12 protein-coding genes are annotated in these 12,956 nt (G+C 68.3%); 8 read left to right on the top strand and 4 right to left on the bottom strand.

What is annotated here, in order from left to right:
- The first annotated feature begins 106 nt into the window (after positions 1-106).
- Positions 107-2,668 (top strand): DUF6600 domain-containing protein, encoded by a 2,562-nt coding sequence (locus tag CFB81_RS05035; RefSeq protein ID WP_089435326.1) that lies wholly within the window; start codon positions 107-109, stop codon positions 2,666-2,668.
- A gap of 100 nt (positions 2,669-2,768) precedes the next feature.
- Here the strand turns inward: CFB81_RS05035 and CFB81_RS05030 are convergent, their stop codons facing one another.
- On the bottom strand, positions 2,769-3,740 hold the full coding sequence (locus tag CFB81_RS05030; RefSeq protein ID WP_089434720.1) for a thymidylate synthase: 972 nt from the start codon (positions 3,738-3,740) through the stop codon (positions 2,769-2,771).
- Positions 3,741-3,782: 42 nt separating this feature from the next.
- Positions 3,783-5,180, bottom strand: coding sequence for a sigma-54 dependent transcriptional regulator (locus CFB81_RS05025; RefSeq protein ID WP_069621049.1), 1,398 nt, complete (start codon positions 5,178-5,180; stop codon positions 3,783-3,785).
- A gap of 500 nt (positions 5,181-5,680) precedes the next feature.
- Here CFB81_RS05025 and CFB81_RS05020 point away from each other — a divergent pair, with 500 nt between their 5' ends.
- Entirely contained in the window at positions 5,681-6,013 is a 333-nt protein-coding gene (locus CFB81_RS05020) for a hypothetical protein (RefSeq protein ID WP_089434719.1), read from the top strand.
- 289 nt (positions 6,014-6,302) lie between these two features.
- Positions 6,303-6,803 (top strand): dihydrofolate reductase, encoded by a 501-nt coding sequence (locus CFB81_RS05015; protein ID WP_089434718.1) that lies wholly within the window; start codon positions 6,303-6,305, stop codon positions 6,801-6,803.
- 89 nt (positions 6,804-6,892) lie between these two features.
- Here CFB81_RS05015 and pmbA read toward each other — a convergent pair whose 3' ends face one another.
- Positions 6,893-8,263 carry a metalloprotease PmbA gene (pmbA, locus tag CFB81_RS05010; RefSeq protein WP_048984630.1) on the bottom strand — a complete coding sequence of 457 codons (1,371 nt, stop codon included), beginning with the start codon at positions 8,261-8,263 and terminating at the stop codon, positions 6,893-6,895.
- Positions 8,264-8,390: 127 nt separating this feature from the next.
- On the opposite strand from pmbA, the gene yjgA reads away from it, so the two are divergent.
- Together yjgA and mog are read left to right on the top strand one after the other, a co-directional pair.
- Positions 8,391-8,993: a ribosome biogenesis factor YjgA gene (yjgA, locus tag CFB81_RS05005; protein WP_282983214.1), complete on the top strand. Its 603-nt coding sequence runs from the start codon at positions 8,391-8,393 to the stop codon at positions 8,991-8,993.
- Entirely contained in the window at positions 8,977-9,585 is a 609-nt protein-coding gene (gene mog, locus CFB81_RS05000) for a molybdopterin adenylyltransferase (RefSeq protein WP_011544905.1), read from the top strand. Before yjgA ends, mog begins: the two co-directional genes overlap by 17 nt.
- Positions 9,586-9,619: 34 nt before the next feature.
- Here mog and orn read toward each other — a convergent pair whose 3' ends face one another.
- Positions 9,620-10,240, bottom strand: a complete 621-nt coding sequence (orn, locus tag CFB81_RS04995) for an oligoribonuclease (RefSeq protein WP_050011510.1) — start codon at positions 10,238-10,240, stop codon at positions 9,620-9,622.
- A gap of 125 nt (positions 10,241-10,365) precedes the next feature.
- Here orn and CFB81_RS04990 point away from each other — a divergent pair, with 125 nt between their 5' ends.
- The 3 genes from CFB81_RS04990 (at position 10,366) to CFB81_RS04980 (ending at position 12,945) form a co-directional block, all read left to right on the top strand.
- A complete protein-coding gene (locus CFB81_RS04990) occupies positions 10,366-11,625 on the top strand; it encodes a M48 family metallopeptidase (RefSeq protein ID WP_069621220.1) in 1,260 nt (419 codons plus the stop codon).
- A complete protein-coding gene (gene rsgA / locus CFB81_RS04985; RefSeq protein WP_069621054.1) occupies positions 11,622-12,563 on the top strand; it encodes a ribosome small subunit-dependent GTPase A in 942 nt (313 codons plus the stop codon). The genes CFB81_RS04990 and rsgA overlap by 4 nt, the downstream gene beginning before the upstream one ends.
- Before the next feature lie 64 nt (positions 12,564-12,627).
- Entirely contained in the window at positions 12,628-12,945 is a 318-nt protein-coding gene (locus CFB81_RS04980; RefSeq protein ID WP_069621055.1) for a hypothetical protein, read from the top strand.
- The last annotated feature ends 11 nt before the right edge of the window (positions 12,946-12,956 follow it).

Here is a 12,956-nt window from a genome sequence, read left to right as displayed (position 1 = left end):
CGTGCCATTCGACTTACAAAACACCGTGCCTTGAAACAGACCAAGCGGATATCGTGAACTGGACGGCACGAATCGACGCGCCGCGATCACAACGATGACGCTCACCATGGCTTCCCTGTTCGCGCTCAAGCACACCGCCCGCTACACGCTGCTCGCCTTCGCCGCACTGGCGGCGCTACCGCCCGTCTTCGCGCAATCGGCCGATGCGCCGCCGGCTGCGGCCGCGGCACGGCAACCCGGCGGCGATCCGCCCGGCCGCGTCGCGCGGCTCAATTACCTGTCGGGCGCCGTGACGACCGAACCGGCCGGCACCGATACCTGGTCGTATGCGGCGGTGAACCGGCCGCTGACGACCGGCGACCAGCTCTGGAACGATGCCGGCGCGCGCTCGGAACTGCACATCGGCTCGACCGCAGTGCGGCTCGGCGAATCGACGAGCCTGTCGCTGCTGAACCTCGACGACACGACGACGCAGTTGAAGGTGGGCCTCGGCACCGTCTCGACGCACGTGCGCGGCCTGCCGGCCGGCGGATCGTACGAAATCGACACGCCGAACCTCGCGCTCGGCATCACGGGCCCCGGCGACTATCGCGTCGACGTCGCGCCGAACGGCGCGAGCACGACGGTGACGATGCGCAGCGGCAGCGCGACCGTCTACGGCAGCAACGGACAGTACCCGCTGTCGCCCGGGCAGCAGGTCGTGTTCACCGGCACCGACCTGCAGGTCGCGCAGCAATCGGCCGCACCGGGTCCCGACGCGCTCGACCAGTGGGCCGCCAGCCGCGACGCGGCCGAAGCGCGCTCGGTGTCGGCCCGCTACGTGTCCCGCGACATTCCCGGCTACCAGGATCTCGACGCGAACGGCACGTGGCGCGAAACCCCGAATTACGGCGCGGTATGGGTACCGAACGACACGCCCGCCGACTGGGCGCCGTATCACGACGGCCACTGGATCTGGCAGGCGCCATGGGGCTGGACCTGGGTCGACGACGCGCCGTGGGGCTTCGCGCCGTATCACTACGGCCGCTGGGCGTACGTGGACGACAGCTGGGCCTGGGTGCCCGGCCCGATGGTCGCCAGCCAGCCGCCCGCCTACGCGCCGGCGCTCGTCGCGTTCGTGGGCGGCGGGGGTGGCGTCGGTTCCGACTGGAGCGTCGCGCTCACGGTCGGCGGCGTTGCCGCGGCCGGCTGCGCGTGGTTCGCGCTCGGTCCGGGCGAACCGTGGCATCCGGGCTGGGGCGGCTGGAGCCCGCACTACTACGACCGCGTCAACCGCAACATCGTGGTGAACAACGTCAACGTGAACAAGACCGTGAACGTGACGAACATCACCAATATCACCAACATCAACAAGACGTACGTGAACTTCCGCGCGCCGCACGCGATCACGGCCGTGCCGGCCTCCGCATTCGTGCACGGCCAGCCGGTCGCGCACTTCTCGCAACACGTCGATCCGCAGCAATGGCGCAACGCGCACGTCACGCCGGGCACGCCCGGCATCGCGCCGGTACGCCAGAGCTTCACCGGCGCGCTGCGCACTGCCAGCTACCGTCCGCCGCCGGCGATCGCGCAACACCCGTATGTCGCGACGCGCAATCCGGCCGTGCCGGCCGCGTATCGCGACCAGGCCGCCGCCCATCTCGCGCAGCAAGGGGGGCGCGTACCGGGCGCCGGCGCGCCGGTCGTGAAGACGAACGTGCCGGCGGACTATACGGCGCGTCCGGTCCGCGTTCCGGGCCAGCCGGGCGGCGGCGCCTGGGCGATGCACAATGTGCAGCTCGTGAATCCGCACGGCCCCGTCGTGCAGCCGGGCCGCGCGCGGCGCGAAGGCCGGCCGGCCGGCGAGCAGGCGGGCCGGCCGGGCGTACCGACGCCCGGCATGCCGAACGTCGCGCGGCCGGTGAACGGCGAAAACCCCACCGCTCCCCGCTTCGCCAATGGCGGGGCGCCGCAGGTGGCCGGCAGCGCGATCCCGCATCAGGCGTTCGCGCCCGGCAACGGCGTTCCGCATCCGCCGGGCGCGAACCACGCGCCGTCGGACATCGGCAATGCACGTGCAGCCGGCGCACCGTCGTCGCCCGCGTGGATGCAGCCGCACACGCCGATGGAGCGTCAGCGCGCCGCGCCGCCCACCGCGCTGCACGCGGCAGGACAGAATGCGCTGCCGCCCGTGCGCAGCGCGGCGGTGCCGCATCCGGACGGCGTACCGACACCGCAGGGTGTGCAACCCGGCGGCCGGAACGAAACGCCTAGCGCGCAGCAACCGCAGCCGCATTCGGACCATATCGCGCAGATTCCGCAACCGCGTCCGCGCCCCGATCTCCCGACGCCGGCCCACCAAACGCAGCCGCAGCCCGAACGGGCCGCCCCCGCGCCGCGACCGCGCCAGGACTTCGCGCAACCGGCGCCCCATCGCGAAGTCGCGCCGCCGCGCGTGAACGAGTACCGCCCGCCGGCGCCCGCCGTGCATGACGTGCCGCGCCCGCAGCCGCAGGCGCCGCGCATGGAGCCGCGGCCGCAACCCCAGCCGGCGCCCCGGATGGAACCGCGCCCGTCGATGCCCGCCCCGCGGATGGAACCACGGCCGCAACCGGCGCCGCACGTCGAGGCGCCGCGTCCCAGCAGTCCGCCGCCGCAGGGCGGCCACGAGGAGCGGCATCGCCAGTAAGTGCAGCAAACATGAAACAAAAAGGCTCGACCGGCTGATACCGGTCGAGCCTTTTTGCAGGGGTGCGGATCGATGAAGCCGCGCGGCCCCGGCCGCGCGATCAGACCGCCATCGGCGCGGTCAGCGGCTCATGGTGCCGATAGCCGACGAGCGAGAAATCGGACGGCTCGACCTGCTCCAGCCATTCGGGCGCATAGACGCCCGTCTTCGCGTACTCGGGCACGCGCTCGGCGATCTCCAGCCGCGGGCTTTCGTACGGCTCACGCGTGAGCTGCTGCTGCAGCATGTCGAGCTGGTTCTCGTAGATGTGCGCGTCGCCGATGAAATACGTGAACCAGCGCGGCGTATAGCCCGTCAGCCGGCCGACGAGCGACAGCAGCGCGGCGCCTTCCGTCAGATTGAACGGCGTGCCGAGGCCGACGTCGTTGCTGCGGATGTACAGGCACAGCGAGATCTCGCGCTTCGTCGCGTTCGGCAGGAACTGGTACAGCAGATGGCACGCGGGCAGCGCGATCTGGTCGAGCACGGCCGGATTCCACGCGTGAAACAGGATGCGGCGATCGGACGGGTTCTCCATGATCGTATCCAGGCACTGGCGCAACTGGTCGATCGCCTTGTACAGCAGCACCTTCGGCGCGCCGTCTTCGTCGAAACGCGTGACGATCCGGAAGCCGCGGCGCGTCGCATCGGCGATCTGCGCGTCGGCGTTCGCGTCGAGCACCTTGTAGCCCGGCCACTGGCGCCATTGCACGCCGTATACGTCGCCGAGATCGTCGACGCCCTGGCGATACGGGTTCGCGAGCCATTGTGCGTTCTCGTTCGCGTTCGCATCCCATACCTTGCAGCCGAGCGCGCGGAAATCGGCCGCGCTGCGCGACGCACGCAGGAACCCGACCAGCTCGCCGATCGCGGACTTGAACGCGAGCTTCTTGGTCGTCACGGCCGGGAAGCCTTGCTGCAGGTCGAAGCGCAGCATCGCGCCCGGCATGCTGATGGTGCGGATTCCCGTGCGGTTCTCCTGCCAGGCGCCGGTATCGAGAATGGTACGAACGAGATCGAGATACTGTTTCATGCGGGTTCCTTCGGCCGCGACGGGCGGCCGTACCCGCCAATTTTAGCAAGCGTGGCGCGGAAGCTCCGGCAACGACGCCGAAAACCCTGCCAGCGTGTCGCCGCGATCGCGCATGCCGTGCGCGCACATCAGCCGGTAGAGCGTGACGCGCGACACGCCGAGCTCACGCGCGGCATCGGCAAAACGGCCGCGATGGCGCAGCAGCGCCTGCTCGATCGCCTGCCGTTCGGCCGCCTCGCGCGCCTCCAGCAGCGACACCGGCGCGAGCGTCGCATAGTCGTTCAGCTCGAGATCGGCCGCGGTGATCATCCGGCCTTCCGACATCACGATCGCGCGCCGCACGCGATTGATCAGCTCGCGCACGTTGCCCGGCCACGAATAGCCGTACAGCGACGCGACCGCGTCCGGGGAAAAGCCGCGCAGGCGGCGATGCGCGTCGCCCTTGAAGCGCTCGAGCATGTGGCGCGCGAGCACCTCGATGTCCTTGCCGCGGGCGCGCAGCGGCGGCTCCTCGATCTTCAGCACGCACAGCCGGTGAAACAGGTCCTCGCGAAAGCGCCCTTCGCGCAACGCCGCTTCCATGTCCACGTGCGTCGCGCAGATCACGCGGACATCGACCGGCATCGACACGTGCGCGCCGAGCCGCTCGATCTTGCCTTCCTGCAGGAAGCGCAGCAGGCTCGCCTGGCTTTCGAGCGGCAGGTCGCCGATCTCGTCGAGAAACAGCGTGCCGCCGTTGGCGGCCTCGACGCGGCCGATCTTGCGCTGGTTCGCGCCGGTGAACGCGCCGCGTTCGTAGCCGAACAGTTCGGCCTGCAGCAGCGTCGACGGTATCGCGCCGCAATTGATCGCGATGAACGGCGCCTGCGCGCGCGACGAACGCTCGTGAATCGCGACCGCCGTCAATTCCTTGCCCGTGCCCGACTCGCCGGAGATGAACACCGGCGCGTCGGTCGCCGCGACCCGGCGAATCGTCCTGAAGAGCCCGAGCATCGCATCGCAGGTGCCGACCATCTCGCCTTCGCTGCGCCCGGCGCCGACGGGCGGCGAAACGGGATCGGTCAATGCGACCATGCCGTGCGCATGGCCGACGGTCTCGACGATCCGCGCCGTCTCGTACGGCATCGTCACGTAGTCGAAGCAATAGTCGCGGATGAGATGCCGCAGCGTCGCGTCCTGCAACTGGCCGCGCCGCGTCGCCGCGATCCAGCCGATGTGCTGGATGCTCAGGCAGGCTTCGAGTTCGCGCAGATCCGACGGCTTGAAGCCCGGCGAAAAATCGAGCAGGCCGGCGGTTGCCACGCCGTGCTGCACGACGCGCCGCACGTCGCGCACGGTCTCGGCCAGATCGACGCGCCAGCCGCGTTCGTCGAAATGGCCGCGCAACGCGTCGTTCGGTTCGCGCGAATAGTAGATCACGTGCCGCTGATCGGCTCCCATATGCTCACCCCGTTCATCAACCGTCTAACGATTGCCGCACACGTCAGATCGCGTGCAAAAGGATCGAATCGGGTCAGCCGGAGGTGGCTCGATTCGCCATGCCGATGCGCGGCGACGACAAAGCCTCGCATGATGGCGCTTATCTCGCGTCCAATAATTTTTGGCAAGACAACTTGGTTATAGGCGCTGAATACGACAAACCCGTTTCAGCGCCGATGGCGATGCGGCCGAATTGCTCAGGAGGTCGATGCAGATCAATCCTCTGCACATAATGGATGCGCAGGAAGGGCTACGTCACCAACACACGCGCCGATTTTCTTCCTTCGAGCGTATTGGTTGAATCAGCAATATTCCCAAGCCCCCTCGTTTCAGGCCTGAAACATTTTCAGGCGTTTTCGGCCGCCATTCGCGACGTTCGATCACGAATCGCAATGGCGGCAACGGTCCCGGTACGGTGGCATGTATTTCGCTGAATACGGAAACGACCGGAGACAGTCGCCATGCGAAAACTTTTTTTACTTTCCTTCGTGCCGATGACGCTCGTGCTGTCGGCCGCCGGCCCGCCTGCACCGGCCTGCGCGGACGAAGGCATGCAGCCGCGTCGCGCGATGCTGCTTGCCGAAAACACGCCGGGCAGGCAACACGGCAACGGGTTCGGTGTCGTGACCGTGTCGGCGCCGCAACCGCTGCCGGCACGCCAGGCCTCCGTGACGCTGTGGGACGAGATTCCACCGCCGCCCCCGTTGCCGATGCCGCTGCCGATGCCGGCGCCGCAACCGGGCGATATCCGACATGCGATGGACGGCAACGCACGAGTCAATACGCATCCCTGATCATTCGACGCGTCGAATCGATCAGGATTGCGTATTGAACCGACGATCCGGTCGAACGGGATGCCATCGGGCGGAGCCGGTATCGCCGATCTCGCGGCACAAAAAGTTTTTGTGCTCCGTCCCCCGGCGGGCACTCTTTTTATTCGAACGGCCGCCGCGGCGCGGGGCATCACGCGTCGCGGCGCACGATGCAAGAAACGCGGATACCCGTGCGGGCACGCGGAATGCGGCGCGCGCCGCCGTTCCGGTAAAATCGGCCCCATTCCGTCTTCCCTCTTCCCCCACCTTCATGACGACGTTGACCCTGATCGTCGCGCGCGCCCGCAACGGCATCATCGGCCGCGACAACCAGTTGCCCTGGAAACTTCCCGAGGATCTCGCGTTCTTCAAGCGCACGACGATGGGCGCGCCGATCGTGATGGGCCGCAAGACCCACGAATCGATCGGCCGGCCGCTGCCCGGCCGCCGCAATATCGTCGTCACGCGCGACGCGACGCGCCGTTTCGAAGGCTGCGACACGGTCACATCGCTCGCCGATGCGCTGGCGCTCGCCGCGCACGACGGCGCGCCCGAGGCATTCCTGATCGGCGGCGCACAACTCTACGCGGAAGGCCTCACGCTCGCCGACAAGCTGATCGTCACCGAGATCGATGCCGATTTCGACGGCGACGCGTCGTTCCCGGCGCCCGACACCGCGCACTGGCAGGAAATCTCGCGCGACGCGCATCAGGCTGCCGCGCCGAACACGTTCGGCTACGCATTCGTCGTCTACACGCGCAAGCGCGGCTGACGTCTTCGGCCGCACGATGAAAAAAGCCCGACCGGCTCGCTCGCGCCGGTCGGGCTTTTCGTTTCCTGGCGGCCTGCGCCGCGCGCGGCTTACTGCCCCGCGATCGTCATCTGCTCGATCAGCACCGAGCCGGTTTCCTTCGTCCCGCGCACGATCGAGTCTGCACCGATCGCGACGATATGGCGGAACATCTCCTGCAACGTGCTGGCGACGGTGATTTCCTCGACCGGATACTGGATCACGCCGTTCTCCACCCAGAAACCCGCCGCGCCGCGCGAATAGTCGCCGGTCACGTAGTTCACGCCCTGCCCCATCAGCTCGGTCAGCAGCAGGCCCGTGCCGAGCTTCTTCAGCATCGCGTCGAAGTCGTCGCCCGCCTGCGTGTTCGAGCTGCGCAGCGCGAGGTTGTGCGAGCCGCCCGCGTTGCCGGTGGTTTGCGTGCCGAGCTTGCGTGCCGAATAGGTCGACAGGAAATAGCCTTCGACGACGCCGTCCTTCACGACGCTGCGTGCACGCGTGCGCACGCCTTCCTCGTCGAACGGCGCGCTGCCCATCGCACGCGGCACGTGCGGATCCTCGACAACCTGGACGTGAGGCGCGAACACCGGCTTGCCGAGGCTGTCGACGAGAAACGACGTCTTGCGATACAGCGCGCCGCCGCTCACCGCCTGCACGAATGCACCGAGCAGGCCGGCCGCGAGCGGCGCCTCGAACAGCACGGGCACCTTGCGCGTGTCAAGACGGCGCGCGCCCATCCGCGCGAGCGCGCGTTCGGCCGCGTAACGGCCCACCGCTTCGGGCGCGGCGAGATCGATCGCGCTGCGCTTCGACGAATACCAGTCGTCGCGCTGCATGTGGCGGCCGCTGCCCGCGATCGGCGCGCATGCGATGTAGTGGCGCGAGTACGGATAGCCGGCCAGGAAGCCGCGCGAGGTCGCGAGCACGAACTGCGAGTGCTGCGCCGACACGCTCGCGCCTTCCGAATTGCGGATCTGCGGGCTGACCGCGAACGCGGCGTCTTCCGCGCGCCGGGCGAGCTCGACGGCTTCGTCGGCGCTCAGCGCCCACGGGTGGTACAGATCGAGGTCGCGCGGATCGGTTTCGAGCAGTTCGGCTTCGGCGAGGCCGGCCGCTTCGTCCTCGGCCGTGAAGCGCGCGATGTTGTAGGCCGCGGCGACGGTATCCTTGATCGCGGCCGGCGAGAAGTCCGACGTGCTCGCGTTGCCGCGCTTCTTGCCGATGAACACGGTGACGCCGACCATCTTGTCGCGGTTGTGCTCGATCGTTTCGACTTCGCCGCGGCGCACCGACACCGACAGGCCGTCGCCCTCGGAGATTTCGGTCGCGGCGTCGGTCGCGCCGAGCGCCTTCGCATGGCGAAGGATGTCCGATGCGATTTCCTTGAGCTGGTCCTGCGTGTGCGGGAAATAGCGCGCTTGTACGTCGAGATTGGCTGCCATCGTCTTGGTATCCGGTGGCGGGCGGGCGCCCGCATGGTCAAAATGTTGCGTATCCCGCGATCATAGCAAGGTCCGGGGCCGCGCACAGACAAGCTTGGGGTGTCCGCGCCGCGATACAATGCGGCCCATGACACGCAAAACCCGAATCCAGCCGATCGAGCCTGTCGCCGAAGAAGACGACAACGGCTACGATCGCCCCAGCAAATCCCAGTTGAAGCGCGAGATGCACGCGCTGCAGGAACTCGGCCAGGCGCTCGTCGACCTGCCGAAAGACGCACTGAAGCGCATGCCGATGCCCGAAGACCTCGCGGACGCCGTGCGCGAGGCGCGCCGGATCACCGATCACGAAGGCAAGCGCCGCCAGCTCCAGTACGTCGGCCGCGTGATGCGCTCGCTGACCGACGACGAAACGGCCGCGCTGCGCACCGCGCTCGACGCGCAACGCGGCGTGAACAAGGCCGCGACGGCTCGCCTGCACTGGATCGAGCGTACGCGCGAACAGTTGCTCGCGAGCGACGACGCGCTGACCGAATTCCTGCGCCAGCACCCCGACGCCGACATCCAGGAAGGCCGCACGCTGATCCGCAACGCGCGCAAGGAAGCGCAGCAAGGCAAGCCGCCGCGCTATTTCCGCGAGCTGTTCCAGTGGATCAAGGCGGCCGGCGGCACGTCCGACGGCGACGACGAGGCGGCCGACGACGCCGGAGACGACCATGACGACGAAGCGTAACCACCCGGACGAGCTCGTGGTCGGCCTCGTGTCGATCAGCGACCGCGCGAGTACGGGGGTCTACGAAGACAAGGGCATTCCGGCGCTGCAGGAATGGCTCGCCGGCACGCTGGTTTCGCCGTGGCGCGCCGAAACGCGCCTGATCCAGGACGACGCGCCGACGATCTCGGCCACGCTGACCGAACTCGTCGACGTCGCCGGCTGCGACCTCGTGCTGACGACGGGCGGCACGGGCCCCGCGCGTCGCGACGTGACGCCGGAAGCCACGCTGGCCGTGGCGACGAAGGAAATGCCGGGATTCGGCGAACAGATGCGGCAGATCAGCCTGAATTTCGTGCCGACCGCGATCCTGTCGCGGCAGGTCGCGGTGATCCGCGAAACGGCCGACCATGCGGCGCTGATCATCAACCTGCCCGGCCAGCCGAAGTCGATCCGGGAAACGCTGGAAGGGCTTCGCGACGCCGACGGCAAGTCGACCGTACCCGGCATCTTCGCCGCGGTGCCCTACTGCATCGACCTGATCGGCGGCCCGTATATCGAGACCGACGCCGCGGTGGTCGCGGCGTTCCGGCCGAAAAGCGCGCGGCGCTGAGCGTTTGCCGAGCGCCCGACGCGTGCCGGCCCGCTCAGGCGGCCGGCACGGAATCGCCTGCCGGCGCCGACGCGGCCGGAATCAGGAAATGCTCGCGGTAGTACTTCAGCTCGTCGATCGACTCGTGGATGTCGGCGAGCGCGGTGTGCATCGCCCGCTTCTGGAAACCCTTGTAGATGGCCGGCTGCCAGCGGCGGCACAGCTCCTTGAGCGTGCTGACGTCGAGGTTGCGGTAGTGAAAGAACCGCTCGAATTCCGGCATCCAGCGCGCCATGAAGCGGCGATCCTGGCAAATCGAGTTGCCGCACATCGGCGACTTGCCCGGCGACACGTACTGCGCGAGGAACGCCTGCAGTTGCGCGGCGGCCTCCGCCTCGGTCACGGTCGATGCGCGCACGCGGTCGATCAGCCCCGAGCGGCCGTGCGTCGACTTGTTCCAGTCGTCCATCTTCGCGAGCGTCTCGTCGCTCTGGTGAATCGCGAACACCGGGCCCTCGACGGCGACGTCGAGCGTGGAATTGGTCACGACGACCGCGATCTCGATGATGCGGTCGTTATCCGGGTCGAGGCCCGTCATCTCCATGTCGAGCCAGACGAGGTTCAACTCGTTGCGCACGAGCGCGGGCTGGCTGGCGGAAGCGGCGGTATCGGTCATGATTCATCCTGGAAAATAGCGAACCGGGCGCGCCGATGCGGCGCCGCCCGGGCAGCCGGCATCGCATCAGCGAGGCCGGTCCGCAAGAACATATAATTCTCGCATAGAACCCTTTGGCGCCTTCGATGTCACCCTTTTCGTTCACCCTGCTGTTCGCGATCGCCGTACTCGCGATGGTCGTCACCAAGCTGTGGCTCGCGTCGCGGCAGATCCGCTTCGTCGCCGCGCACCGCAACGGCGTGCCCGCGCAGTTCAGCGCCACCATCCCGCTGACCGCCCACCAGCGCGCGGCCGATTACACCGTCGAGCGCACCCGGCTGACCATGCTCGAGATCGTCGTCAGCGCGGCCGTGCTGGTCGGCCTCACGCTGCTCGGCGGCGTTGGCGCGCTCGACACGCTGCTGACCGGCTGGCTCGGCCGCGGCTACGGGCAGCAGGTCGCGCTCGTCGCCGCGGTGCTCGCGATCACCGGCGTGATCGACGTGCCGTTCGAGTATTACCGCCAGTTCGGGATCGAGCAGCGCTTCGGCTTCAACCGGATGACGAAGCGGCTGTTCTTCACCGACATGCTGAAAAACACGTTGCTCGGCGCCGTGCTCGGCCTGCCGCTGCTGTTCGTCGTGCTGTGGCTGATGAATCAGGCCGGCAACCTGTGGTGGCTGTGGACCTGGATCGTCTGGGTCGCGTTCCAGATGCTCGTGCTGCTGATCTACCCGACTTTCATCGCGCCGCTGTTCAACAAGTTCGAGCCGCTGAAGGACGACGCGCTGCGCGCGCGCATCGAATCGCTGATGAAGCGCTGCGGCTTCGCGGCCAAGGGGCTGTTCGTGATGGACGGCAGCCGCCGCTCCGCGCACGGCAACGCGTACTTCACGGGCTTCGGCGCATCGAAGCGGATCGTGTTCTTCGACACGCTGCTCGCGCGCCTGTCCGGCCAGGAGATCGAAGCCGTGCTCGCGCACGAGCTCGGCCACTTCAAGCGCCGCCACGTGATGAAGCGGATGCTCGTGTCGTTCGTGCTGAGCCTCGTGCTGCTCGCGCTGCTCGGCTGGCTCGCGCAACGCACGTGGTTCTACACGGGGCTCGGCGTCACGCCGTCGCTCGACACCAGCAACGCGGGCGCCGCGCTCGTCCTGTTCTTCCTCGCGATTCCGGTGTTCCTGTTCTTCGCGACGCCGTTCAGCAGCCTCACGTCGCGCAAGCATGAATTCGAGGCCGACGCGTTCGCGGCCAGCCAGACCGACGCGCAGGATCTCGTCAGCGCGCTCGTGAAGCTCTATGAGGACAACGCGTCGACGCTGACGCCCGACCCCGTCTACACGGCCTTCTACTACTCGCATCCGCCCGCGTCGCAGCGGATCGACCGCCTGCTGCAGCACGCATGAGCCGGCCGACCTCCCGCCAGCCGGCCGCGCGCGCATCGGGCGCGCAGCGGGCCGAAGGCCGCGTGATCGCGGCGCACGGCCGCCACTACATCGTCGCGCCCGACGACGGCGGCCCGATGCTGCAATGCTTCCCGCGCGGCAAGAAAAGCGACATCGCGGTCGGCGACCGCGTCGCATACGAGCTCGCATCGGCCGACCAGGGCGTGATCGTGGAGATCGGCGAACGGCGCAACCTGCTGTACCGCTCGGACCAGTTCAAGTCGAAGCTGTTCGCGGCGAACCTCGACCAGTTGCTGATCGTGCTCGCGACCGAGCCCTATTTCAGCGAGGATCTGCTGGGCCGCGCGCTGATCGCCGCCGAGGCGAACGAGCTGAAGCCGCTCGTCGTGCTCAACAAGATCGACGTCGAGGCCGCGCTGCCGGTCGCGCGCGAGCGTCTCGCGCCGTACCGCGCGCTCGGCTACGACGTGCTCGAACTGTCGGTGAAAGGCGCGCCGGACGACGCGCGCGCGCAGTTGATGCCGCACCTCGCCGGGCATTCGACGATCCTGCTCGGCCAGTCCGGGATGGGCAAGTCGACGCTCGTGAACCTGCTCGTGCCCGACGCCGAGGCCGCGACCCGCGAGATTTCGGCCGCGCTCAACAGCGGCCGTCACACGACCACGTTCACGCGGCTGTACCCGCTGGAAGGCGGCGGTGCGCTGATCGATTCGCCGGGCTTCCAGGAATTCGGTCTCTACCATCTGACCGAAGGCCGCCTCGAGCGCGCGTTTCCGGAATTCCGGCCGCTGCTCGCGGACTGCCGTTTCTATAATTGCCATCATCTGCACGAGCCCGGCTGCGCGATCCTCGAAGCCGTCGCCGACGGCCGCATCGCGCCGTCCCGGCACGCGCTGTATGCCCAGCTCGTGCACGAGGCGAGCCAGATCGTCCGCTGACCGCGCGACGTGTGCGACGGCCGGCCGGCGCCGCGCGAGCCAGCCTTCATCGACAGGAGCCGCGATGCGTTTCAAGGCACCCGACCTCGCGACCGCCCAGCATTGGGCCAACGTGCTCAAAGTGGCCGGCATCGGTTGCGAGCTGCACAACTGCTACGCGACCGGCGCGCTCGGCGGCCTGCCCGCCGACGCGTGCACGCCCGAACTGTGGCTCGACGACGAACGCGACGACGCGCTCGCCCGCCGGCTGCTCGATGCCGCGTCGCACGGCCCTTCGGCCGGCGCGGCGCCCTGGCGCTGTCGGCAGTGCGGCGAGGCGCTGGAAGCGCAATTCACCGCCTGCTGGCAATGCGGCGCCGTGCGCGATCCGCTCGACGACTGAACGCACTGCCC

This window comes from Burkholderia sp. AU28863, assembly GCF_002223195.1.
Classification (GTDB): domain Bacteria; phylum Pseudomonadota; class Gammaproteobacteria; order Burkholderiales; family Burkholderiaceae; genus Burkholderia; species Burkholderia sola.
This window is presented reverse-complemented; position numbering and strand designations above follow the sequence as displayed.

What these genes read in the sequence shown, in the direction of transcription:
- CFB81_RS05035 (WP_089435326.1), top strand. Translation starts at nt 107, where the DNA reads ATGGCTTCCCTGTTCGCGCTCAAGCACACCGCCCGCTACACGCTGCTC.
- CFB81_RS05030 (WP_089434720.1), bottom strand. Translation starts at nt 3,740, where the DNA reads ATGAAACAGTATCTCGATCTCGTTCGTACCATTCTCGATACCGGCGCC.
- CFB81_RS05025 (WP_069621049.1), bottom strand. Translation starts at nt 5,180, where the DNA reads ATGGGAGCCGATCAGCGGCACGTGATCTACTATTCGCGCGAACCGAAC.
- CFB81_RS05020 (WP_089434719.1), top strand. Translation starts at nt 5,681, where the DNA reads ATGCGAAAACTTTTTTTACTTTCCTTCGTGCCGATGACGCTCGTGCTG.
- CFB81_RS05015 (WP_089434718.1), top strand. Translation starts at nt 6,303, where the DNA reads ATGACGACGTTGACCCTGATCGTCGCGCGCGCCCGCAACGGCATCATC.
- pmbA (WP_048984630.1), bottom strand. Translation starts at nt 8,263, where the DNA reads ATGGCAGCCAATCTCGACGTACAAGCGCGCTATTTCCCGCACACGCAG.
- yjgA (WP_282983214.1), top strand. Translation starts at nt 8,391, where the DNA reads ATGACACGCAAAACCCGAATCCAGCCGATCGAGCCTGTCGCCGAAGAA.
- mog (WP_011544905.1), top strand. Translation starts at nt 8,977, where the DNA reads ATGACGACGAAGCGTAACCACCCGGACGAGCTCGTGGTCGGCCTCGTG.
- orn (WP_050011510.1), bottom strand. Translation starts at nt 10,240, where the DNA reads ATGACCGATACCGCCGCTTCCGCCAGCCAGCCCGCGCTCGTGCGCAAC.
- CFB81_RS04990 (WP_069621220.1), top strand. Translation starts at nt 10,366, where the DNA reads ATGTCACCCTTTTCGTTCACCCTGCTGTTCGCGATCGCCGTACTCGCG.
- rsgA (WP_069621054.1), top strand. Translation starts at nt 11,622, where the DNA reads ATGAGCCGGCCGACCTCCCGCCAGCCGGCCGCGCGCGCATCGGGCGCG.
- CFB81_RS04980 (WP_069621055.1), top strand. Translation starts at nt 12,628, where the DNA reads ATGCGTTTCAAGGCACCCGACCTCGCGACCGCCCAGCATTGGGCCAAC.